Below are 22314 nucleotides of genomic sequence, written 5' to 3' on the forward strand. Positions count from 1 at the left end.
CTGACGGGGCAGAGTCGCTGCCCCACCTCTTCTGCACAGGTTCAGGCAATGAGCAGGCATCAGAATTGCCGCGCCTTGTCAGGCGCGAGTCACCCCTCGCCCGCTTGCGGGGCGAAGAGGCACGCTGTCGGAAGCAACGCTTCCGGTGCCGATGAGCGACTGAGCGCGAAGCGATCAGGCCGGGGCGCAGGGCGGGGGCCGGGGCGGGCCGCGTTCGGATGAGGGATGCATCAGCAAGCGCGGAGGCCTGAAAGGCCCGTAATAGACGCTCCTATTCGGTATCGCAACAGCTAACGCAAACATAGCCAATTCATTCGTAGGATGGGTCGGGCGGCGCTCCGCGAGCCTGCGATACCCATCACGCGAAATTGATGGGTATCGCTCCGCTCCACCCATCCTACGGCGAGCCCAGCGTCATTCCGCGCCCTGTTCTACCTTCACGCTCTCCTCCTTGGCCTTGGCCATGCTGTGGTGGAGGAAGGCCTGGGTGATCACGGCGCGGAGCTGGTCGTCGTCCCAGGGTTTGGTGAGGAACTTGTAGATGGCGCCCTGGTTGATGGCGTCGGTGACCGATTTCAGGTCGGTGTAGCCCGAGAGCACGATGCGGATGGTGTTGGGGTAGAGGTCCTTGACCCGGCTGAGGAACTCGGTGCCGTTCATCTCCGGCATGCGCTGGTCCGAGAGGATGACCTGGATGTCGTGCTTGGCCAGGTGGGCGAAGGCGTCCTGGGCGCGGGTGGCGGTGAAGATCTGGTAGCCGTCGCGGCGCAGCACGCGGGTCAGCGCGCGGAGGATGTTTTCCTCGTCGTCCAGCAGGAGCAGGGTCTGCGCGCTGCTGGTGCCGGCGCGGGTCTCCAGGTAGGCGGCCGGGCTCTTGTGGTGCTCGTGGAGGAATTGCTCCAGCTGGTCGAAGGGCATGGGGCGGGCGAAGTAGTAGCCCTGGAATTCGTCGCAGTGGCTCTTCTTCAGGAAGGCGAACTGGGATTCGCTCTCCACCCCTTCGGCGATTACCCGCAGGCGCAGGTGGTGGGCCATGGAGATGATGCCCTGGGTGATCGCCGCGTCATGGCGGTCGCTGATGATCTCCTGGACGAAGGCGCGGTCGATCTTCACCTTGTCGATGGGCAGGCGCTTCAGATAGTTGAGGCTGGAGAAGCCGGTGCCGAAATCGTCGATGGACAGGCGCACGCCCAGGGTCTTGAGCGCCTGCAGGGTGGCGATGGCGCGCTCGGCATTGTCCAGCAGCACGGTCTCGGTGATTTCCAGCTCCAGCAGTTCGGCCGGCAACCGGGTCTCTTCGAGGATGCGGCGCACGCTGTCGACGAAAATGTTGCGCTGGAAATGCACCGCCGAAATGTTCACCGCCACCACTGTGCTGGTCATGCCGCGGTCGAGCAGTTCCCGGCAGTCGCGGCAGGCGGTGGCCAGCACCCATTCGCTCAAGGGGATGATCTGCCCGGTGTCCTCGGCCACCGGCACGAACTGCGACGGGGAGATGAAGCCGAGCAACGGGTGATGCCAGCGCAGCAGGGCCTCGTAACCGGTGACCCGGCCGTTGCGGCCGTCGATCTGCGGCTGGTAGTAGAGCATGAAGGCATTGCTCTCTATGGCCTTCTGCAACTCGTTGCGCAGGGTTACCCGCTCGCTGACCTTCTGCTCCAGGTCCGTGGTGTACCACTGGTAGCAGTTGCGCCCCTGCTGCTTGGCCTTGTACATGGCCAGGTCGGCCTGCTGGATCAGTTGCATGGGCTGCTGCATGCCCTTTTCGCTCAGGGCGATGCCCAGGCTGGCGGTGATGTGCAGTTTGCTGCCGGAGATGGGGTAGGGCCGGGCGATGCAGTCGATGACCCGCTCGGCCACCTGCAGCACGTCCTCCTCACGGGCGAGGTCAGGCAGGATCAGGATGAACTCGTCGCCCCCCAGGCGCGCCACCGTATCGCCGGGGCGTACCTGCTGGCTCAGGCGCCGTGCCACTTCCACCAATATCTGGTCGCCGATGCCGTGGCCCATGGAGTCGTTGATCGGCTTGAAGCCGTCGAGGTCGATGAACATCACCGCCAGCTTGCGCTGGTAGCGCTGGCTGATCTGACAGCCCTGGCGCAGTCGGTCCTCCAGCAGCGAGCGGTTGGGCAGCCCGGTGAGCACGTCGTGGCTGGCGTTGTAGGCCAGTTCGGACTCCACGCGCTTCTGCTCGGAGATATCGTTCTGCACGCCGATGAAGTGGGTGATCTCGCCGTTCTCGTCGGGGACCGGGGCGATGTAGAGGTCGTTCCAGAATGGCGAGCCGTCCTTGCGGAAGTTACGCAGCACCACATGCACTTCGCGCTTCTCCGAAATCGCATGACGGATTTCGGCGATGCCCGGCTGTTCCCGGTCGCCGCCCTGGAGGAAGCGGCAGTTGCGCCCCAGGGCCTCGCCTGCGGTGTAGCCGGTGATGCGCTCGAAGGCCGGGTTGACGTAGATGATCGGCAGGTCGGGGGCCGTGGCGTCACAGATCAGCGCGCCGTTGTAGCTGGCCTCGATGCTGCGCTGGAGGATGCGCAACTGCCGTTCGGATTCCTTGGCGCGGCTGATGTCGCGGAAGGCGATGACCCAGCCGCCAAGGGTCTGGGCGTGCAGCAGCGGCGCGCAGTCGAAGGCGATATGGCGCTCGCCGCCCAGGCTGACTTCGCCGTGGCGGATGACGGTGGCCGGGGCGCCGTAGAGATCCAGCGGCAGGTGGTCGGCCAGCGCCTGGCCGAGCAGGATTTCGGCGCTCTGCCCGAGCAGTTCGGCGCCCGCCGGGTTGACGAAGTTCAGCCGGCCCTGGCGGTCCACCGCCAGCAGGCCTTCGCCGACGCTATCGGTGATGGCCGAGGTGAAGTCCAGTTGTTCCTGCAGGCGCTGCTCGCCGGAGAGCACCTGCTGCACCAAGCGGATGTTCTCCAGGGCGGCCACGGCCATCTGCGCGAATTGCTGGGCGATCGCCAGGTCGTCCTGGTCGAAATCGCCTTCGAACTTGTCGGAGAGCTGGATCAGGCCGAGGTTGTGCCCGCCGTGGTCGATCAGTGGTGCCGCCAGCCAGCCCAACAACGGCAGCTGGCCGCTGGCCTGGTCCCCGGCGGCTTCCAGCTCGGCGCGGCTCAGCAGGATCGGCTGATTGTCGGCGCAGGCGCGAGCGTAGAGGGCCAGGCCTTCGGCCGACAGGCGCGGGGCCGACCAGTCCAGGTACCGCTCGGAAAGGGAAATGGCGTCCAGCCCCTGGCCGTCGGCCAGGCTCAGCATCGCCTGGTGGGCGCCCACCAGCAGGCGCAGCTGCTCGCACATGAAACCCAGCAGGGCGCGGGCATCGAGGATGCCGCCAATGTGCAGGGCCGTTTCGCTGAGACCGCGCAGCAGCTGGGCCTGGCGCTCGGACTGGGCCAGGGTCTCCTGCAGGGCACGGGTCATGCGGTTGCGCTCGCCTATCTCCTTGGCGATGCCGAACACCCCGACGATGCGCCCTTCGACCACGATCGGCAGGTTGATGACGTCCAGTTCCAGCAGGTCGTCGGCGCGGGTGCGGCAATGCACCTCATAGCGCTGCGCCTTGCCGTCCAGCACGTCGCGGAAGTGCCGGCGCACGCGCTCGATGTCTTCCTCCAGCACCAGGTTGGTGAAGGGCCGGCCGATGAGCTCGGCCGGGCTGAAGTCGATCAGTTCGCTGGCGGCCTGGTTGAGGCTGAGGTAGCGCCCTTCGCGGTCGAAGGAAAACACCGGGTCGGGGTTGAAGGTGAAGAGCGAGCGGTAGCGCTGCTCGCTTTCCTGCAGGCGCAGGCGGTCATGCTGGCGCTCGATGGCGATGGCGGCCAGTTGCCCGGCGGTGCCGATGAGTTGCAGCGCCTCGTCGTCCGGCGCGCAAGGCTGGCGCAGGTGCACGGCGAAGGTGCCGAGCACGTCGCCGTGGTGCGAGATCAGCGGGATCGCCCAGCAGGCGCGCAGATCGTGACGCAGCGCCAGGTCGCGGTGCTCGCGCCAGAGCGGGTCTTCGCTGATGTCCTGGCTCACCACCATCTGCCGGCGGAACACGGCGGTGCCGCAGGCGCCCGCCAGGGGGCCGATGGCGTGGCCGTTGAGGGCCTTCTGGTAGGCGTCCGGCAGGCTTGGCGCGGCGCCCAGCTGCAGACGCTTGCGCTTGCCGTCCACCAGCAGCACGGAACAGAGTGCCGAAGGTTCCAGGGTCTCGCTCATCAGGCAGATGGCCTTGAGGATGTCCGGCAGGGGCTGGTCGGTGGAGATCATGCTGAGGATGTCGCGCTGGTCCTCGGCATAGGCCTCGTGGCGGACCAGGCTGGTGATGTCGTGGGCGACGGCGAAGAGGGTGCGTTCAGTGTCCGACCAGCTGGCCGACCAGAGCAGGTGGACCTGGCTGCCGTCCTTGCGCTGGCAACGGTTGCGCACGGCGTCCCAGGATTCGCCGCGGATCAGCGCCTGGACCTCGGCGCGGGTGCGCTCGCGGTCCTCGGCCACGACGAAATCGGTATAGCGGCGGCCGATCAGCTCCTCCGGCCGGTAGCCCAGTACGGCATGGCAGGAGGGGCTGACCTGGGTGAAGCGCTCGGCCTCATCGATGGAGCAGAGCACGTCCATGGAGTGATCCATGATCCGCTGGTTCTGCAGTTGCAGCCGGGCCTGGTGCTGCAGACTCAGTTCCAGTTCCAGGTTGCTCTCGCGCAGGCGCTGGCTGCGTTCGACGGCCAGGCGGGAAAAGCTCTGGCTGACCATCAGCAGCAGGGTGAAGCCCAGGCCGAACAGCATGAACAGTGGCGGCACGTAGACCGCGCCGGAGTCGCTGCGCGGCAGGGCCCGATAGGTACGCATGCGCCAGCGCCCCTCGGGGCCGAGATCGGCGCTCTGCTCGCCCACCTGGAACAGGCTGTGTTCCTGGTGGCCCGCGCCCGATTCGAAGACGCGTTTGGGACCTTCGAAGACTTCCAGGACGAAGCCGTCGAGATCTCTGCCCAATTGGCGCTTCAGGGTGGCGTCGATATCGAGGATGGCCACCACCAGCGCGATGGGCTGCCCAGGGACATTCAGGGGGGCTGCCACCAGCGTGCTGTCGTCTTCGGAGGTGAAACTCTGCGCCGCGCTCATCTGCGCGCCCTTGCCCTGACGAACCTGCTCCAGCCAGGTGCGCAACTCGGGCTGGGCGAGAAAGCGCGTGAGCCAGTCGTGGGCCTGCCGGTTGCGCCCCTGCTGCTGGAGCGGCTGGAGCCCGGCATCGAGTACCGCGACCAGGTTGATGTTGGGGAAGTCGCGCAGGTAGCTGCCGGCTTCCTGCTCCCAGAGCGCGGCCGGCGGCATGCCGTTGAGGCTCTGCCAGCGCTCGGCCATGCGCTGGATCAACTGCAGGCGCACGGTCAGGGTGTTCTCGATGGAGGTCTGGGCGCGCAACAGCAGCTGGTGGCTGTGGGCGTTGAGGCTGGCGACCTCGTGCAGGCTGAGGAGGAGCCAGCCGAGGCAGGTCAGCAGCGCGCCGAGCACGCCGGTGGCCATGGTGCGGCGGTCGAGCAGGCGCCTGTGGTCGTCCGGCAGGGTGCAGAGCATCAGCACCGCGGCGCCGAGCAGGGCGATCAGAAGATTGGCGATGTGCTCAGATTCCGGGCGGAAAGCGAAACGCGGCAAGCCGTAGCCCGCGCCCAGCACGGCGAGCTGGGAGACCAGCGCCAGGCCGATCAGGGTGATACCGCAGAGCTGGCCGAGCCAGCGGCCGCCCTGGTGGATCACCGCCAGGACCATGGCCAGGCCGAACAGGCAGGCGACAATCGCCAGCTCGCTGCGCACCCGCCAGTAGCCACTGACCAGCGAAACGCCCTGGTTGCCGCCGCCGGCCAGCACATTGTGCGCGAGGCTGTAGCCGGCGAGGGCGAACAACGCCAGGCCGGCGAGCCGCGAGAACCTGTGCAGGCCGCGGGTGGCGCTCAGCAGTGCGGCGCCGGCGAGGAGGCTGAGCAGGGCGCTGTCGGGCAGCAGTGCCAGGTCCTCGCGGACCGGGCTGGCCAGGGCGAAGAAGGCGGCCAGGCTGATGCAGCCCAGCGTGATCAGGGCGAATGCCAGGCAGTGCAGGTAGGCCTGGAAGATGAGCGTACGGTTGTGCTGGGCCATGGTGTCGCGCCGTTCCGTTGGCTGGGGCGGTTCCGGGTGAGCGGGGTCATTCGTCCAGGTCGTAGCCCTCCAGCAGCACGGCGCCTTCGCTGTCGCGGCGTACCCGGGTCAGACCGGGGTGCTCGCTCTCCAGGCGAAGCAACTCGCGGCGCTGGCGTTCGAGGGCATCCTGCTGGCCACGCACCTGCTGCAGCAGGCGCTGGTTTTCCTCGCGCAGCTGGTAGAGGTCGATGGCGGCCTCCAGGGCGCTTTCGATCTCGTAGTTCTCCCAGGGTTTGGAGAGGAAACGATAAATTTCGGCGCGGTTGATCGCCTGCATCAGGGTGGCGCGGTCGCCGTGGGCGCTGAGCAGCAGGCGCAGCGCGTCGGGCTGGCGCTGGCGGGCGAACTGCAGGTAGGTCAGGCCATCCAGCTGGGGCATGTTGAGGTCGCAGATGATCGCCGCGTAGCGATGCTCGATCAGCGCCTCCAGCGCCTCCTGCGGGTCGTGGAATGCGTGCAGGGTCCAGCCCCGGGGGCGCAGTTGGCGCTGCAGGGCCGCGAGGATGTTGGGCTCGTCGTCCACCAGTTGGATCTTGATCATCAGGACTGCTCCTTGGCCGGGCCCGCGGCAGCCTCGGGCTGGCGGACATGGAGTGTGTAGCGCGCGCCTTCGCTGGCCTCGAAGGCGATCAGTTTGTCGATCAGGGTACGGCTGAGCTGCTTGCCGGCATTGAGCAGCAGCATGCCGCTGTCGGCCTGGAGGTTGCGCACCAGGATCATGCCCGGCTCCAGGCGGCGGGTGTCGACCGCCATGACGCCGGGGGCGGCCTCCTGCAGGTCCGGTTCCTGCCGGGTGCAGAGGTCGATGAAGGCCGCGCAGAGCGCGGGGTCGTAGAGGCGTCCGGCATAGCGCGCGAGGAACTGCAGGGCGTCCGCGCGTGGCAGGGGACGCTGCAGCACCAGGCCGCACTGCAGCTCGACGAAGTCCACCGCGAGCTTGAGCAGGCGCGCGCCGAAGGGGATCTCTTCACCGCGCAACTGGTCGGGAAAGCCGGTGCCGTTCCAGCGCTCCTGATGGTGGCGGATCAACCGGCCGGCGTCGTGCAGCGGTTCCAGGGCCATCAGCAGGCTTTCGCCCTGGGCCGGGTAGCAGCAGTAGCGCTCGCGCTCCTCGCGGTGCAGCAGGTCGCTGGGGCGGTTCAGCAGGTGGTCGTCCCAGGTCAGCTTGCCGAGGTTGTAGAGGGCCGCGGCCATGGCCAGGTCGCGGCTGTCGGTTTCCGGCAGCCGGTGTTCGGCGGCGTAGGCGCGCACCAGGGCGATGACCTGGGCGTTGCCCTGCCTGTCCCGCGGCAGCCGCTGGTTGAGCAGGGCGGAGAAGACCTCGGTGGCGGTCACGTAGCTGTGCCGCAAGTCGCCGTAGGCCAGGTCGAGCATGTCGGCCGTCTGCTGCAGCTCGGCGGTGCGGGCGCGAACCCGTTCTTCCAGGCTGGCATTGAGCTCCTGCAGGCGCCGGTTCTGCTCCAGGGTCAGGCGTTCCAGGCGCTGGTGCTCGCGTTCGGCATGCTGGTGGGCAAGGGCCTGGCGCAGGGTGGAACGCAGTTCGTCGTCGTTCCAGGGCTTGCTCAGGTAGCGGTAGATCTGTCCCTGGTTGATGGCACGGATGCTGGTGTCCAGGTCGGTGGCGCCGGTCAGCAGGATGCGCAGGGTGCCGGGCCGGCGTTGCTGGACCTCGGCCAGCAGGGAGGGGCCGTCCATGCCGGGCATGCGTGCGTCGGAAACCACCAGGTCGACTTCGCGCTCGGCCAGCAGCGCCAGGGCGTCGGCGCCACTGGACGCGTTCAGCAGTTCGTAGGGTTCGCTGCGCAGGACCCGGCGCAGGGCGCTGATGACGTGTTCCTCGTCATCCACCAGCAGCAGGGTGGGGCGGCTGGCGGCTACGTTCACGTCGATACCTCGCCGGGCATGGGCTGGCGCTCGGGCAGCCAGACGCGGAAACGGGTGCCCTGACCCGGATGGCTGGAGACTTCGATGCGCCCGTTGTGTTTCTGCACGATGTTGTAGGAGAGCGCCAGGCCGAGGCCGGTGCCCTTGCCCACGGGCTTGGTGGTGAAGAAGGGTTCGTAGATGCGGTGGAGAATGGCCGGGTCTATGCCCTTGCCGTTGTCCTCCACTTCCAGCCAGACCCAGCCGCCGTCATGGCCGCTGCGCAGGGTGATGCGGCCGAAGCCCTCGATGGCGTGGGCGGCATTGATCAACAGGTTCATCACCACCTGGTTGATTTGCGAGGGAATGCACTCCACCTGGGGCAGCTCGCCGTACTCGCGCACCACCTCGGCCTTGTACTTGAGCTCGTTGTTGACGAGGTTCAGGGTGCTGTCGAAGCCCTTGTGCAGGTCAACGGCGCGGAACGCCTCTTCCTCGATATGGGAGAAGTCCTTGAGGGCCGTGATGATCTTCTTGACCCGTTCGATGCCGTCCTCGGATTCGTGGATCAGCGCCTCGACATCGTTGCGAATGTAGTCGTACTCCAGGCTGCGCTTGAGCTGCTGCAGCTCCTCCAGGCTGCCGACGCCCTCCACCGCATCGACGATGCGCAGCAGGTCGTTGACGTAGCCGGTGAGCGTCTTGAGGTTGGAGAAGACGTAGCCGATGGGATTGTTGATCTCGTGGGCCACGCCCGCGGCCAGCTGGCCGATGGCGGCGAGCTTTTCCGATTGCACCAACTGGGCGTTGGCTTTCTCCAGCTTGTGGATCAGCTGTTCCTGTTCCAGCTGCTTGCTGCCCAGGGCATTCAGGGCCGCCGTCAGTTGCTCATTGGAGCGGGCGAAATCCGTGGTGTCGTAGAGCAGCAGGCCGAAGCAGCGCTCGCCATGGCAGTCGAAGGGGAACAGCAGGGTGCTCTGAAGGCGCAGCGGCGCCACCCGGCCTTCGGGGCTGCAGGGTAGTTGGATCAGGTAAGGGTCTTCGCGCCAGTGGGTGTAGGCGTGCAGGCCCTGGTCGCGGGCCTTGGCCAGCATCTGGCCGAGCCGCGGCGTGTCCGCTTCCGGGAACACGCTGGTGAGGGGTTGCCGCAGCGCCGGCTCCAGGGGCTTGCCGCTGCGTTGGCTGATGAAGGCGTTCCAGTGAAGGATGCGCAGATCCCGGTCGAGGATGATGACGCCCACCTCGATGTCTTCCACCAGGGCCCCGGCAAGGTCCAAAGGGCTTCTATCCATGATTTCGCCCGCTTTTTTCGCTATGGGAGGAGTGGCAGGGTTGAATGTCGCTGTTTGTCCTACTCTGTTGTAGGAAGTGTATGTCAGATTTCAGGCGTCCGAATATTGTCGAAAGCCGCCTGGGTCGCTGTCGAAAATTCCCTTTCACAGGAGGTCAGGGTAGACCATGGGGCACGAACAAAGGGCGGAAATGCCGGTCCGCTACGAATTCCGCTTCCCTGATGGCCGCCTCTGGGTCCATGAGGTGGACGTTGCGGAGCCGGTGCCGGCGACGGGCACGGAGAACGGGCCGGAGTGGGCGCGGCTGGAGTTCCAGCAATGCGAACACTGCCCGTTGAAGGCAGCCGACGTGCGGGACTGCCCCTTTGCCCGCGCGCTGGCGCGGCCGGTGGCAGTGCTGGCGCGCTCGCCGTCCTACGAACAGGTCTTGGTGAACGTGTTCTGGCGGGGCCGGGAAATTCGCCAGCAGACCACCTTGCAGCGAGCCTTGGGGTCCTTGCTGGGGCTGCTTGGGGCCACCAGCGGTTGCCCCCATACCCGGATGCTGCGGGCCATGGCCTGGTTCCACTGGCCCTTCAGCACCTCGGCCGAGACCCTCTACCGCTCCCTCGGTACCTACCTGCTGGGGCAGCACCTGCGCCAGGAGCGCGGCCTGGAGCCGGACTGGGAGATGGACGGCCTGCGCGAACTGTACCGCAACCTGCGCCTGGTCAACCTGGGCATGGCCGCGCGCCTGCGCGCCGCCGCCGAGGAGGACTCCAGCCTGAACGGGCTGATCCTGCTGGACCTGCTGGCGGCCGATACCCTGTACTCGCTGGACAGCTACGAGGGAGAGCTGGATGGGTTCTTCGCGGAATACTTCGAGGAGGGGTGAAGCGTTTGCCTGTGATGATCGAAATACTCCGATTAGCAGGATGAAGTCGGAGTTTCTGTAGGAGCGAGCTTGCTCGCGGAAGGTCGTGCTCGGACTGTTCGCGAGCAAGCTCGCTCCTACAAATGCAGCGGTGAGCCAGGCGCAGAGGTCATACGGCAAGCGCGAAGTTTGGTGCCGCCCCCTTCTAGGGAGCAATATCAAGTCCACGTTCTACGAACGTGGATGTTCATTCGCGAATGAATTCGCCCCCACAGGAAAAACAACTGCCCGTCAGCCGCTGAACCCCAACCGTTCCTTCCAGCGCTTCTCCAGCGCCTTGGTCTCGTGGTCGAAGGGGTGGAAGCCTGGGCGGTAGTAGTCCAGGTAGGGCTTGATCATCTTCGGGAAGTAGCCGTTGCGCGGGCCGAGCAGGGTCTTGAGGCCGTGCGCCCAGCTGCGCCAGTTGAACAGCTGGCCGTCCTTGCGCATCAGGTGGACCTGGAAGCCGATGATCACGCCGAAGAACAGGAAGGTGGTCAGGACCATGGTCAGGGTACGGACCAGGTAGCCGCCGCCGACGGCCTTGTAGGCGTCATAGCAGACCGCCTTGTGCTCGTTCTCCTCGATGGCGTGCCACATCCACAGCTTGTACATCTTCGGGTCGTCCATCTGGGTATTGATGTCCTCGCGGCGCAGCAGCTGCTCGGCCATGGTCGCGGTGAAGTGCTCCAGTGCGCAGGTGGCGGCCAGGCGCTGCTTGCGGCTGGTGAAGCGGGTCACCCATTCCAGCAACACCTTGATGCGCAGTTCCAGGCGCTCCAGGTCGATGCCGTGCTCGGCGGCGTAGTCGTTGTAGGTGGCGTGTTCCTTGGAGTGCATGGCTTCCTGGCCGATGAAGGCGCTGATGTCCTTCTGCAGCTGCGGGTCGCTGACCTGGTCGCGCACGGCGCGCACGCTGTCGACGAAGAACTTTTCGCCATAGGGGAAGAGCGAGGAGAGGTTGTTCATGAAGTGGGTCATGAAGGGGTCGCCGCTCCACCAGTACTTCTGGGTCGACGCGAAGCTGAAGTCCATGCGGCGAACGGGGAAGTTGGCCTTGGGCAGGGTGGCGCTGGCTGACATGCGGGAATCCTCTCAGGCTCGGGGAGCCATCCATTGTTGTTGTCGGCGACACGGGCAACCGTGCCATCAGTCGATGTAACTATTGAGGATCGTGCAGGCAGGCGCGAGGGCCTGGGCGCCAACTTTTGGAGGGAGATCGAGGGGTGGGTTGGGGCGAGGGGTAACGCCGGGCGGTGGGGATGTAACCCGGGCGGAGTGGCCGTGCTTCGGTTGGGGCGGGCCCGCTGGCGCGGACCCGCGTGGGGATCAGCGCTCGTCGAGGGCGAAGGCGGTCAGGCAGAAGCTGGAGATGCCGGCTTCTGCCAGGCGCTCGGAGCCGCCCAGTTCCGGCAGGTCGATGATGGCGGCAGCCTCGAAGACGCTGGCGCCCAGGCGCCGTACCAGGCGGGCGGCGGCCAGCAGGGTACCGCCGGTGGCGATCAGGTCATCGAAGATCAGCACCTTGTCGCCGTCGCACAGGCTGTCGCTGTGCACTTCGAGGAAGGCTTCGCCGTACTCGGTCTGGTAGGGCTCGGCGAGTACCTCGGCCGGCAGCTTGCCCTGCTTGCGGAACAGCACCAGGGGCTTGTTGAGTTCGTAGGCGATGATCGAGCCGACCAGGAAGCCGCGGGCGTCCATGGCGCCGATGTGGCTGAAGTCGGCTTCGACATAACGCTGGATGAAGCTGTCGGCCACCATGCGCATGGCCCGTGGTGACTGGAACAGGGGAGTGATGTCGCGGAACACCACGCCGGGTTTGGGGAAGTCCGGCACGGGGCGGATCAGGGATTTGATGGAGAATTCGTCGAAGATCATTGTCGATGCCTGAAGAATGTCAGGGTGGGACAGGCGGGCCCGCCAGCAAGGCAGGCCCCGGGGGATCAGCTTTCGATGCTGCCGCCGGCCATGGCGCAGAGTTCGATGGGGTCGAGGATGTGCACTTCCTTGCCTTCGGCGGCGATCAGTTGGCTCTGCTGGAAACGGGTGAAGACCCGGGACACGGTTTCCACCGCCAGGCCCAGGTAGTTGCCGATCTCGTTGCGCGACATGGCCAGGCGGAACTGGTTGGCCGAGAAGCCGCGAGCGCGGAAGCGCGCCGAGAGGTTGACCAGGAAGGTGGCGATGCGTTCGTCGGCGGTCTTCTTGGAGAGCAGCAGCATCATCTGCTGGTCGTCGCGGATTTCCCGGCTCATGACCCGCATCAGCTGGCGACGCAGCTGTGGCAGCTGGACCGAGAGCTCGTCCAGGCGCTCGAAGGGGATTTCGCACACTGAGGTTGTTTCCAGGGCCTGGGCGGTCACCGGGTAGAGCTCGGTGTCCATGCCGGAGAGGCCGACCAGCTCGCTGGGCAGGTGGAAACCGGTGATCTGCTCTTCACCGGCGTCGGTGACGGTGAAGGTCTTGAGGGCGCCGGAGCGCACCGCAAAAACCGAGCCGAAGGCATCGCCCTGGCGGAACAGGAGTTCACCCTTCTTCAGGGGACGGCCGCGCTTGACGATCTCGTCCAGCGCGTCCATGTCCTCCATATTCAGCGACAGGGGCAGGCAGAGTGCGGCCAGGCTGCAATCCTTGCAGTGGGCCTGGGGGACATTGCGCACCTTGATGATCTCGGACATGGGCTCTTCCTTGCGAGCTAAACACACAATGCCCGTAAGGTTAACGCAGGGTGTAGACAACGGCCAGAAAAAGCCTAACTGACCCTTCGATCAGGATTGGCCGCTGACCGCCCTTGGTCGTACGGATTGCAGCCCGGGGCAGCTCTGCCTTGCGCCCGGACATCAACGCCCCGCCGTGCCTGTCGCCGGGATGGTGCGGCGTCAGGTCGCACGGACCGGCGGGCGCCGACCGGGTATCCGCTGCGGTTCCGCCCGGGCCGGCCTCAGATTACCCGGGAGAAGCGCTGCTGGTTCTGCCCGGCCAGGTAGTGGTCGAAGAGCATGCACAGGGAGCGAACCAACAGGCGGCCGGCGGGCAGCACGTCGATGCGGTTGGCGCTGAGATCGATCAGCCGGTCTCTGTGCATTTGCTGCAGTTGCGGCCAGATGTCGGCGAAATAGCCGCGAAATTCCAGGTTGAAACGCGCCTCGATGCTGGCGAAGTCCAGCTCGAACTCGCAGATCAGCTGTTGGATCACCGCTCGCCGGATGCGGTCGTCCGCGTCGCAGACCAGTCCGCGGCTGGTGGCCAGCAGCCCCTGCTCCAGGGCGCTCTGGTAGTCGTTCAGCTGGATGCTGTTCTGGCAGTAGAGTTCGCCGATCTGGCTGATGGCGGAGACCCCCAGGCCGATCAGGTCGCAATGCCCGTGGGTGGTGTAGCCCTGGAAGTTGCGTTGCAGGCGGCCGTCCTCCTGGGCGATGGCCAGTTCGTCGTCGGGCAGGGCGAAGTGGTCCATGCCGATGTAGCGATAGCCGGCGGCGCTCAGCTGCTCGATGCTGCGCTGGAGCATGTCCAGTTTCTGCCCGGGGCTGGGCAGGTCTTCACTGCGAATGCGCCGCTGCGGCAGGAAGCGTTCCGGCAGGTGGGCGTAGTTGAACACCGAAAGCCGGTCCGGTTGCAGCGCGATCACCTCGTCCACGGTGCGGGCGAAGCTCTCCGGGGTCTGCTTGGGCAGGCCGTAGATCAGGTCGAGGTTCAGCGACCGGTACTGCAGGGTGCGTGCGGCTTCGACTATGGCGCGGGTCTCTTCCAGACTCTGCAGACGGTTGACCGCGCGCTGCACGGCCGGGTCCAGGTCCTGTACGCCAAGGCTGACGCGATTGAAGCCCAGGTCGCGGAGCAGGCCCATGGTCGACCAGTCGGCCTCGCGCGGGTCGATCTCGATGCCGTAATCGCCCGAATCGTCATCCAGCAGATTGAAGTGCTTGCGCAGGTGGCCCATGAGCTGCCGCAGTTCGTCATGGCTGAGGAAGGTCGGGGTGCCGCCGCCGAAATGCAATTGTTCGACCTTCTGCTGCGGGTCGACGTGACAGGCGATCAGCTCGATTTCCCGTTCCAGGTGTTCCAGGTAGGGCAGGGCGCGGCCTCGGTCCTTGGTGATGACCTTGTTGCAGGCGCAGTAGTAGCAGATGTTCGCGCAGAAGGGCACATGGACGTAAAGCGACAGCGGACGCCTGGCCTTGCGGCTGTCGCGCAGGGCATGGAGCAGGTCGAAGGAGCCCACCCGGTGATCGAACTGCACCGCGGTGGGGTAGGAGGTATAGCGCGGGCCTGGGGTGTCGTAGCGGCGGATCAGGTCCGCGTCCCAGCGAATGTTGTCGAGCATGCGGGAGTCCCCGGTTCGGCTGTCAGTGCCGGGGAGTCTATGGGGCGCCCGCCAGGGCCATCTTGATTTGTATCAAGCTGTTCAGTGGCTGTGCTGGTGCTCGCTGCTGGCGGCGCTATGGCCGCCATGCCCCATCAGCCAGGCCTGGTGTGGGCCGGGCAGGGTCCAGAGGCCGAACAGAATCACCAACAGGCCGCCGGCGATGCGCACGCCGCGCTTGCGCAGCAGGGCGGTCAGGCGTTCGGCAGCCAGGCCCGTGGCGACCAGCACCGGCAGAGTGCCTATGCCGAAGGCCAGCATCAGCAGCGCGCTGTCGCCGGCCGAGCCCTGGCTCGCGGACCAGAGCAGGGTGCTGTAGACCAGGCCGCAAGGCAGCCAGCCCCAGAGCCCGCCGAGGAGCAGGGCGCGGGGCAGGCTGGAAACCGGCAGCAGCTTGCGCGCCACCGGCTGGATATGGCGCCAGAGGCCCCGGCCGAGGGCTTCGATGCGGGTCAGACCGCTCCACCAGCCGGCCAGGTAGAGCCCCATGCAGATCAGCAGCAGCGCTGCCACGACGCGCAGGGCCATGGCCGCCGGGCTGCTGGCGATGGCCCAGCCGGCGAGGCCGATGAGCAGGCCGGCCAGGGCATAGCTGAGGATGCGGCCGAGGTTGTAGGCCAGCAGCAGGCGCAGGCGGCGGGCGCGCTGTTCGGGGGGAATCGCCAGGGTCAGGGCGCCCATCAGGCCGCCGCACATGCCCAGGCAGTGGCCGCCGCCGAGCAGGCCGAGGATCAGGGCGGAGAGCAGCAGTGGAGCGAGTTCAGCCACGGGGCTTGTCCTGCTCGTCCTGTTTGTCCTTGTCGCTGCCCTCGGCTTCGGCGATGCCGGCCTGGTGCTTGGGGTCCTCGTCGTCGAAGAGGATGCTGTGGGCCGGGCCGTCGAGGTCGTCGTACTGGCCGCTGTCCACTGCCCAGAAGAACAGCCAGATGGCGAAACCGACCAGGCCGATGGCGACCGGGATCAGTATGTATAGCGCTGGCATCAGGGGCTCCGATAAGAAATGCGTGGGTCAGGTGCGGGCCAGGCGCAGGGCGTTGACCACCACCAGCAGCGAACTGACCGACATGCCGAACGCCGCCCAGAGCGGTGTGATCCAGCCGAGGGCGGCGAAGGGCAGCACCAGGCCATTGTACAGGGTCGCCCAGGCCAGGTTCTCGACGATGATGCGGCGGGTCCGGCGGGCCAGGGCGAAGGCCTGGACCAGGCTGTCCAGTCGGTTGGACAGCAGCACCGCGTCGGCGCTGGTCTTGGCCAGGTCAGTGGCGCTGCCCATGGCGACGCTGATATCGGCACCGGCCAGCACCGGCACGTCGTTGACCCCGTCACCCAGCATCAGCACCTTGTGGCCCTGTTGGTGGAGCTGGCGCAGCACCTCCAGCTTGGCGTCCGGGGTGAGGCCGCCACGGGCGTCTTCGATGCCCAGCTCGCGGGCGATGCCGGCAACCATGGGCGAGCTGTCGCCAGAGAGCAGCAGGAGCTTCCAGCCGCGCTCGCGGCAGGCATCGAGCAGGGCGGGGGCATCTTCCCGCAGGCGGTCGTCGAGGACGAACCAGGCCAGCGGACCTTGCTCATCACCCAGCAGCAGCCACTGGCCCTGGTCGCCGGGAATGGCCGGCGCCGGCTGGCCGCTGAGCTCGGCGACGAAGCCAGGCTGGCCGATGCGCAGGCGGCGTGAGCCGACCCGGCCTTCGAGGCCGCGGCCGGGAATGCTGTCCACCTGCTCGGCGGCCTGGGGGGCGCGGCCGAAGGCGCGGGCGATCGGGTGCTCGGAACGGTTCTCCAGGGCGGCGGCCAGGGCCAGGCAGACGTCGCGGTCGAGTGCGCCCAGGGGGTGGATGGCGCTCAGGGTCAGGCGGCCTTCGGTGAGGGTGCCGGTCTTGTCGAAGATCACCGTGTCGATCTGGTTCAGGCCTTCCAGCACATGGCCGCGGGTCAGCAGCAGGCCGAGTTTGTGCAGGCTGCCGGTGGCGGTGGTCAGGGCGGTAGGGGTGGCCAGTGCCAGCGCGCAGGGGCAGGTGGCCACCAGCAGCGAGAGCACCACCCAGAAGGCGCGGTCGGCGTCGATCTGCCACCAGACGAGGCCAACGATGGCGGCGGCGGCGAGCACGATCAGCAGGAACCACTGGGCCACCTTGTCGGCCAGCTCGGCCAGGCGCGGCTTGTCAGCCTGGGCGCGCTCCAGCAGGCGGACTATGGCGGAAAGCCGGGTGTCGTCGCCCAGGGCCTGGACTTCGACGGTCAGCGGCCCTTCGACGTTCAGGGTGCCGGCGGTGACGGCATCGCCTTCGCCACGTGGGTGCGGCAGGTATTCGCCGGTGAGCAGGGACTCGTCGACGCTGGACTGGCCGCTGAGGATGCGGCCATCGGCCGGCAGCAGGGCACCGGGCGGCACCAGGACCTGGTCGCCCACCCGCAGTTCGCTGAGCAGGATGCGCTCGCCATGGCCATCGGCATCCAGGCGCAGGCAGGAGGCGGGAAGCAGGTTGACCAGCTGCGCCGTGGCCGCGGCGGTGCGCTCCCGGGCGCGGCGTTCCAGATAGCGCCCGGCGAGGAGGAAGAGGGCGAACATGCCCACCGCGTCGAAATACAGCTCGCCGACCCCGGTGACCGTGGACCAGATGCCGGCCACATAGGCGCCGCCTATGGCCAGGGAGACCGAGACGTCCATGGTCAGGTGGCGGGTGCGCAGGTCGCGCAGGGCGCCACGGAAGAACTGGCCGCAGCAGTAGAAGACGATGGGCGTGGTGAGGAACAGGCTGACCCAGCGCAGGATGGTGTCCAGCTCCGGCGACAGGTCGATGTTGAACTCCGGCCAGGTGGCCATGGCCGCCATCATCACCTGCATCCACAGCAGGCCGGCGACACCCAGCTGGCGCATGGCGCGGCGGTTCTCGGCGGCCAGGCGTTCGGCGGCTTCGTCGGCCTTGTAGGGGTGGCCGGCGTAGCCGATCTTGCGCAGCTCCTTGAGCAGGTGGCTGAGCGGCAGCTGGCTGTCGGCCCAGCGCACCTGCAGGCGATGGTTGGACAGGTTGAGGCTGGCTTCGGCCACCGCCGGCAGGGTACGCAGGTGTTTCTCGATCAGCCAGCCGCAGGCGGCGCAGCTGATGCCTTCGATCAGCAGGCAGGTCTCGCTCAGTTCGCCCCGGTGCTCGACGAAGGGCTGCTGGACTTCGGCGCGATCATAGAGGGCCAGCTCGTCCGGCAATTCGCGGGGCAGGGCATCGGGGTTGGCGGCGGTGTCGCTGCGGTGGCGGTAGTAGCTCTCCAGGCCACCGGCGACTATGGCCTCGGCCACGGCCTGGCAGCCCGGACAGCACATGGCCCGCGTCTCTCCCAGCACACGGGCCTCGAAGCGGCTGCCGCTTGGTACCGGCAGGCCGCAGTGATAGCAGGAACGTGGAGCGCTCATGCGGAGAGGTCAGTCGCCGAGGCGGATCACGCCACCCTTGGCCAGAGTCTCTTCCTCGAACAGGCGCCAGTCCTGGCCCTGCTCCTGGCCGATCAACTCGACGAAGCGGCGGCCGCTGACCGGGTCCTGCAACTGGCCACGGTAATGGCCATCGGCCTGGGGCTGGAGCACCACGCGGCGATCCTTCTCCGGCTGGGTGGGGGAGAGCAGGCTGAGTACCAGCTGCTGCGGACGGCTATCGCCGGTCAGTTCCAGCTCGACCTGGCCGCTGGCTTCGTCCAGGTTCAGGCTGGCCTGCATGCCGAGCTTCCTGGCGAGGTTCTCACGCTCGAGCGAGGTGTTGATGCCCTTGCCGACTTCGTAATAGTTGTCGGACACCAAGCTCGGCGGGTTCCGGGTGGCGATCACCAGCATGGTGGTGCCGAGCACCACCGAAGTGCCGAGGATGCCGAGGATGAACCAGGGCCAGAACTGCTTGTACCAGGGGCTGACGGGCGTTTCGGACTGCATGGGATTTCCGTTGTCTAGCGGACGCTGGGGCCGATGAAGCGGCTGTCGGCGTCGGTCTTGATGCTGGGATCGTCCGCGCTGCGGACGCGGAAGAGGATCTTGTTGGTGCTGGACGGCAGCTGGTCGGGGTCGATGGACAGCTCCACCGGCACCGAGAGTACTTCGCCGGCGTCGGCAAGGACTTCGCGCTTGCCTTCGTAGACCAGGCCGTCGAGGCCCTCGGCTTCGATGACGAAGGTCTGGTCGACCTGGGACTTGTTCATGATCTTCAGGGTGTAGACGTTCTCGATCCGGCCCTGCTCGTTCTCGCGGAACAGCACGCGGTCCTTGATCACGTCCAGTTCCACCAGGGAGCGGATCGCCACGGCGTAGGCGAAGAGGCCGATCATGGCGATCAGGGCGATAGCGTAACCGATCAGGCGCGGGCGCAGCAGCTGGGTCTTCTGGCCGTTGAGGTTGTGTTCGGTGGTGTAGCTGATCAGCCCTTTGGGGTAGTTCATCTTCTCCATGATGCTGTCGCAGGCGTCGATACAGGCGGCGCAGCCGATGCATTCGACCTGCAGGCCGTCGCGGATGTCGATGCCGGTGGGGCAGACCTGGACGCACATGGTGCAGTCGATGCAGTCGCCGAGTCCCTGGGACTTGTAGTCGATGGTTTTCTTGCGCGGGCCACGGGTTTCACCGCGGCGCGGATCGTAGGAGACGATCAGGGTGTCCTTGTCGAACATCACGCTCTGGAAGCGCGCGTAGGGGCACATGTAGATGCACACCTGTTCGCGCAGCCAGCCGGCGTTGCCATAGGTGGCGAGGGTGAAGAAACCCACCCAGAAATAGGCCCAGCCACTGGCTGCGCCGGTGAAGAATTCGAAGACCAGTTCGCGAACCGGGGTGAAGTAGCCGACGAAGGTCATGCCGGTGGCGAAGCCGATCAGCAGCCAGAGGCCATGCTTGGCGGACTTGCGCAGGATTTTCTGGCCGCTCATGGGGGCCTTGTCGAGCTTCATGCGCTGGTTGCGGTCACCCTCGGTGACTTTCTCGCACCACATGAAGATCCAGGTCCAGACGCTCTGCGGGCAGGTGTAGCCGCACCAGACGCGCCCGGCGAATACGGTGATGAAGAACAGGCCGAAGGCGCAGATGATCAGCAGCCAGGAAAGGAGGACGAAGTCCTGGGGCCAGAAGGTGGCGCCGAAGATATAGAACTTGCGCTCGGGCAGGTTCCACCAGACGGCCTGGCGCTCGTTCCAGCTGAGCCAGACGGTGCCGAAGTAAAGCAGGAAGAGGAAGGCGCCGCCGGTCATCCGCAGGTTGCGGAACAGGCCGGTGAAGGCTCGGGTGTAGATCTTTTCGCGGCTGGCGTAGAGGTCGGTGGTTTCACCGCCCTTGGCCGGGGGAGGGGTGACGTTCTTGACGGGAATCTGTTCGCTCATCGTTCTCATACCACGGCGGTTGTCGGCGCTCTGACCAGTGCGTTGCCGGTTCGAGTCTTTCTATCCGCTACATATGGTACGCCTGATAGCGGCCTGCCATGTGCGACAGTGCGTCGCGCATGGCAGGCGAGGGTATTACTTGCTTGCGGTTTCCGCAGCAGGCTTCTGCGACAGGCTGTAAACGTACGCAGCCAGCAGGTGCACCTTGTCGTGGCCGAGGATTTGCTCCTGGGCCGGCATGGTGCCTTGGCGACCGTAGCGGATGGTCTGTTGCAGCTGGGCGTAGCTGCTGCCGTAGATGAAGGCGGCGGGGTGGGTCAGATTCGGCGCGCCCATGGCCGGGGTGCCCTTGCCTTCCGGACCGTGGCAGGCCACGCAGTTGGCGGCGAAAATGGCTTTACCGGCTTCCGGATCGGCCTTCACGTCCTTCGGCAGCTCGCGACCGTGCAGGGTTACGCGCAGGAAGGCGGCGACGTCGCGCACACCCTGGTCGCCGATGACTTCGCCCCAGGCCGGCATCACGCCGTGGCGGCCACCCATGATGGTGGTCTTGATGGTGGCGGCTTCGCCACCCCAGCGCCAGTCGTGGTCGGTCAGGTTCGGGAAGCCGTAGGCGCCCTTGGCGTCGGAGCCGTGGCAGACGGAGCAGTAGGACGCGAACATGCGGCCGCCCATTTTCAGGGCTTTCGGGTCCTGGGCCACTTCCTCGATGGGCATGGCGGCGTACTTGGCGAAGATCGGACCGTATTCCTTATCGGCGCGGTCCATTTCCTTTTCCCACTGGTGCACGCCGGTCCAGCCGCTCTCGCCGTTGGCGAAGGGCTTGCCTTCGGTGACTTGGCCGTAGCCGGGGAAGATGCCTTTCCAGTTGCCCATGCCCGGGTACATGACCAGGTAGCCGACGGCGAAGATCAGGGTGCCGACGAACAGCATGAACCACCACTTGGGCAGCGGGTTGTCATATTCCTCGATGCCGTCGAAGGCGTGGCCGACGGTTTCTTCGGTGCTTTCCTGACGCTGGCCACGACGGGTGGCGAAGATCAGCCAGGTCAGCGCTACCAGCGTGGCGCTGGTGAGCAGGGTTACATACCAACTCCAGAACGAAGTCATTCTTTCTCACTCCTAGAAGCTTGCTCGTCGCGCTCGGAGGATTTGGGCGGCTCATCCGCGAAGGGCAGGTTGGCCGCTTCGTCGAAGCTGCTTTTGCGCTTGCTGCTGTAGGCCCAGAGCACGACGCCGATAAAGGCGACGAAGACAATGAAGGTGCCTATGCCGCGGAGAGTCCCGATATCCATCTTGCGTTACCGTTTGTTCTTGATAGCGGTGCCCAGACCTTGCAGGTACGCCACGACGGCGTCCATCTCGGTCTTGCCTTTGACTGCTGCCTTGGCGCCGGCGATGTCGTCGTCGGTGTAGGGCACGCCCAGCTTGCGCAGAGCTTCCATCTTGTCGGCGGTGTGCTTGCCGTCGAGCTTGTTCTCAACCAGCCAGGGGTAGGACGGCATCTTCGATTCCGGCACTACGTTGCGCGGGTTGTAGAGGTGCGCGCGGTGCCAGTCGTCGGAGTAGCGGCCGCCGACGCGGGCCAGGTCCGGACCGGTACGCTTGGAGCCCCACAGGAAGGGGTGATCCCAGACGCTTTCGCCAGCCACGGAGTAGTGGCCGTAGCGCTCGGTCTCGGCGCGGAACGGACGGACCATCTGCGAGTGGCAGCCAACGCAGCCTTCGCGGATGTAGATGTCACGGCCTTCGAGTTCCAGTGCGGTGCGCGGCTTCATGCCTTCCACCGGCGTGTTAGTCACGTCCTGGAAGAACAGCGGCACGATCTGCACCAGGCCACCGATGCTCACGGCGATCACCATGAACAGGGCCAGCAGGCCGATGTTCTTCTCGACTAATTCGTGTTGCTTCATTAGTGAGCTCCTTGCGGGATCTGCGCAGCGGCGTCGTATTCAGCCGGCTTGGCAGCACGTACGGTGCGATAGGTGTTGTAAGCCATCAGCAGCATGCCGGTCACGAAGAAGGCACCGCCGATCATGCGCACCAGGAAGCCCGGGTGGCTGGCTTCCAGCGCTTCGACGAAGGAGTAGGTCAGGGTGCCGTCCTCGTTCACCGCGCGCCACATCAGGCCCTGGGTGATGCCGTTGACCCACATCGAGGCGATGTAGAGCACGGTGCCGATGGTGGCCAGCCAGAAGTGCGCGTTGATCAGGCCAAGGCTGTGCATCTGCTCGCGGCCGAACACCTTGGGAATCAGATGGTAGAGCGAGCCGATGGAGACCATGGCCACCCAGCCCAGCGCCCCGGCGTGTACGTGGCCGATGGTCCAGTCGGTGTAGTGGGACAGGGCGTTGACGGTCTTGATGGCCATCATCGGGCCTTCGAAGGTG

General features: G+C 66.2%; 18 protein-coding genes. 1 reads left to right on the top strand and 17 read right to left on the bottom strand.

Features of this window, described 5'->3' with window-relative positions; all coding sequences use genetic code 11:
• Positions 1–414: 414 nt before the first annotated feature.
• From E8F11_RS05220 to E8F11_RS05235, 4 genes are read right to left on the bottom strand one after another with little or no spacing between them, the layout of a single operon-like run.
• Positions 415–6123, bottom strand: a complete 5709-nt coding sequence (locus E8F11_RS05220) for an EAL domain-containing protein (protein WP_280287731.1) — start codon at positions 6121–6123, stop codon at positions 415–417.
• A gap of 46 nt (positions 6124–6169) precedes the next feature.
• Entirely contained in the window at positions 6170–6706 is a 537-nt protein-coding gene (locus tag E8F11_RS05225; protein WP_280287732.1) for a response regulator, read from the bottom strand.
• Positions 6706–8049 (bottom strand): HD domain-containing phosphohydrolase, encoded by a 1344-nt coding sequence (locus E8F11_RS05230; protein ID WP_280287733.1) that lies wholly within the window; start codon positions 8047–8049, stop codon positions 6706–6708. Before E8F11_RS05230 ends, E8F11_RS05225 begins: the two co-directional genes overlap by 1 nt.
• Entirely contained in the window at positions 8046–9320 is a 1275-nt protein-coding gene (locus E8F11_RS05235; protein ID WP_280287734.1) for an ATP-binding protein, read from the bottom strand. Before E8F11_RS05235 ends, E8F11_RS05230 begins: the two co-directional genes overlap by 4 nt.
• Positions 9321–9486: 166 nt before the next feature.
• Here E8F11_RS05235 and E8F11_RS05240 point away from each other — a divergent pair, with 166 nt between their 5' ends.
• On the top strand, positions 9487–10194 hold the full coding sequence (locus E8F11_RS05240) for a hypothetical protein (protein WP_280287735.1): 708 nt from the start codon (positions 9487–9489) through the stop codon (positions 10192–10194).
• Between the two features lie 270 nt (positions 10195–10464).
• Here E8F11_RS05240 and E8F11_RS05245 read toward each other — a convergent pair whose 3' ends face one another.
• The 13 genes from E8F11_RS05245 to E8F11_RS05305 form a co-directional block, all read right to left on the bottom strand.
• A complete protein-coding gene (locus tag E8F11_RS05245) occupies positions 10465–11295 on the bottom strand; it encodes a metal-dependent hydrolase (protein WP_280287736.1) in 831 nt (276 codons plus the stop codon).
• Between the two features lie 246 nt (positions 11296–11541).
• Positions 11542–12090: an adenine phosphoribosyltransferase gene (locus tag E8F11_RS05250; RefSeq protein ID WP_280287737.1), complete on the bottom strand. Its 549-nt coding sequence runs from the start codon at positions 12088–12090 to the stop codon at positions 11542–11544.
• A gap of 65 nt (positions 12091–12155) precedes the next feature.
• Complete coding sequence (fnr, locus tag E8F11_RS05255; RefSeq protein ID WP_280287738.1) at positions 12156–12890, bottom strand: fumarate/nitrate reduction transcriptional regulator Fnr; 735 nt, start codon at positions 12888–12890, stop codon at positions 12156–12158.
• Positions 12891–13153: 263 nt separating this feature from the next.
• The gene (gene hemN, locus E8F11_RS05260; protein ID WP_280287739.1) at positions 13154–14536 is read right to left on the bottom strand and encodes an oxygen-independent coproporphyrinogen III oxidase; all 1383 of its coding nucleotides are present in this window, start codon (positions 14534–14536) and stop codon (positions 13154–13156) included.
• A gap of 81 nt (positions 14537–14617) precedes the next feature.
• Positions 14618–15343 (bottom strand): sulfite exporter TauE/SafE family protein, encoded by a 726-nt coding sequence (locus tag E8F11_RS05265; RefSeq protein WP_280287740.1) that lies wholly within the window; start codon positions 15341–15343, stop codon positions 14618–14620.
• Positions 15336–15557: a cbb3-type cytochrome oxidase assembly protein CcoS gene (ccoS, locus tag E8F11_RS05270; protein ID WP_280287741.1), complete on the bottom strand. Its 222-nt coding sequence runs from the start codon at positions 15555–15557 to the stop codon at positions 15336–15338. The genes E8F11_RS05265 and ccoS overlap by 8 nt, the downstream gene beginning before the upstream one ends.
• A 27-nt stretch (positions 15558–15584) precedes the next feature.
• Positions 15585–17984: a heavy metal translocating P-type ATPase gene (locus E8F11_RS05275; RefSeq protein ID WP_280287742.1), complete on the bottom strand. Its 2400-nt coding sequence runs from the start codon at positions 17982–17984 to the stop codon at positions 15585–15587.
• A 9-nt stretch (positions 17985–17993) separates the two neighbouring features.
• Positions 17994–18494: a FixH family protein gene (locus E8F11_RS05280; RefSeq protein WP_280287743.1), complete on the bottom strand. Its 501-nt coding sequence runs from the start codon at positions 18492–18494 to the stop codon at positions 17994–17996.
• Between the two features lie 14 nt (positions 18495–18508).
• Positions 18509–19924, bottom strand: a complete 1416-nt coding sequence (gene ccoG / locus E8F11_RS05285; protein WP_280287744.1) for a cytochrome c oxidase accessory protein CcoG — start codon at positions 19922–19924, stop codon at positions 18509–18511.
• Positions 19925–20059: 135 nt separating this feature from the next.
• Entirely contained in the window at positions 20060–21034 is a 975-nt protein-coding gene (gene ccoP, locus E8F11_RS05290) for a cytochrome-c oxidase, cbb3-type subunit III (RefSeq protein ID WP_280287745.1), read from the bottom strand.
• The gene (locus E8F11_RS05295; RefSeq protein WP_280287746.1) at positions 21031–21219 is read right to left on the bottom strand and encodes a cbb3-type cytochrome c oxidase subunit 3; all 189 of its coding nucleotides are present in this window, start codon (positions 21217–21219) and stop codon (positions 21031–21033) included. The genes ccoP and E8F11_RS05295 overlap by 4 nt, the downstream gene beginning before the upstream one ends.
• A gap of 6 nt (positions 21220–21225) precedes the next feature.
• Positions 21226–21837 carry a cytochrome-c oxidase, cbb3-type subunit II gene (gene ccoO, locus E8F11_RS05300; protein ID WP_280287747.1) on the bottom strand — a complete coding sequence of 204 codons (612 nt, stop codon included), beginning with the start codon at positions 21835–21837 and terminating at the stop codon, positions 21226–21228.
• Positions 21837–22314 (bottom strand): cbb3-type cytochrome c oxidase subunit I (locus E8F11_RS05305; protein WP_280287748.1); only part of this gene is annotated, 478 nt, incomplete at its 5' end. The genes E8F11_RS05305 and ccoO, both read right to left, overlap by 1 nt.

The sequence above is a fragment of the Pseudomonas sp. BN417 genome (assembly GCF_029871205.1).
Lineage (GTDB): Bacteria > Pseudomonadota > Gammaproteobacteria > Pseudomonadales > Pseudomonadaceae > Metapseudomonas.

What these genes read in the sequence shown, in the direction of transcription:
- E8F11_RS05220 (WP_280287731.1), bottom strand. Translation starts at nt 6,123, where the DNA reads ATGGCCCAGCACAACCGTACGCTCATCTTCCAGGCCTACCTGCACTGC.
- E8F11_RS05225 (WP_280287732.1), bottom strand. Translation starts at nt 6,706, where the DNA reads ATGATCAAGATCCAACTGGTGGACGACGAGCCCAACATCCTCGCGGCC.
- E8F11_RS05235 (WP_280287734.1), bottom strand. Translation starts at nt 9,320, where the DNA reads ATGGATAGAAGCCCTTTGGACCTTGCCGGGGCCCTGGTGGAAGACATC.
- E8F11_RS05240 (WP_280287735.1), top strand. Translation starts at nt 9,487, where the DNA reads ATGGGGCACGAACAAAGGGCGGAAATGCCGGTCCGCTACGAATTCCGC.
- E8F11_RS05245 (WP_280287736.1), bottom strand. Translation starts at nt 11,295, where the DNA reads ATGTCAGCCAGCGCCACCCTGCCCAAGGCCAACTTCCCCGTTCGCCGC.
- E8F11_RS05250 (WP_280287737.1), bottom strand. Translation starts at nt 12,090, where the DNA reads ATGATCTTCGACGAATTCTCCATCAAATCCCTGATCCGCCCCGTGCCG.
- fnr (WP_280287738.1), bottom strand. Translation starts at nt 12,890, where the DNA reads ATGTCCGAGATCATCAAGGTGCGCAATGTCCCCCAGGCCCACTGCAAG.
- hemN (WP_280287739.1), bottom strand. Translation starts at nt 14,536, where the DNA reads ATGCTCGACAACATTCGCTGGGACGCGGACCTGATCCGCCGCTACGAC.
- ccoS (WP_280287741.1), bottom strand. Translation starts at nt 15,557, where the DNA reads ATGCCAGCGCTATACATACTGATCCCGGTCGCCATCGGCCTGGTCGGT.
- E8F11_RS05275 (WP_280287742.1), bottom strand. Translation starts at nt 17,984, where the DNA reads ATGAGCGCTCCACGTTCCTGCTATCACTGCGGCCTGCCGGTACCAAGC.
- E8F11_RS05280 (WP_280287743.1), bottom strand. Translation starts at nt 18,494, where the DNA reads ATGCAGTCCGAAACGCCCGTCAGCCCCTGGTACAAGCAGTTCTGGCCC.
- ccoG (WP_280287744.1), bottom strand. Translation starts at nt 19,924, where the DNA reads ATGAGCGAACAGATTCCCGTCAAGAACGTCACCCCTCCCCCGGCCAAG.
- ccoP (WP_280287745.1), bottom strand. Translation starts at nt 21,034, where the DNA reads ATGACTTCGTTCTGGAGTTGGTATGTAACCCTGCTCACCAGCGCCACG.
- E8F11_RS05295 (WP_280287746.1), bottom strand. Translation starts at nt 21,219, where the DNA reads ATGGATATCGGGACTCTCCGCGGCATAGGCACCTTCATTGTCTTCGTC.
- ccoO (WP_280287747.1), bottom strand. Translation starts at nt 21,837, where the DNA reads ATGAAGCAACACGAATTAGTCGAGAAGAACATCGGCCTGCTGGCCCTG.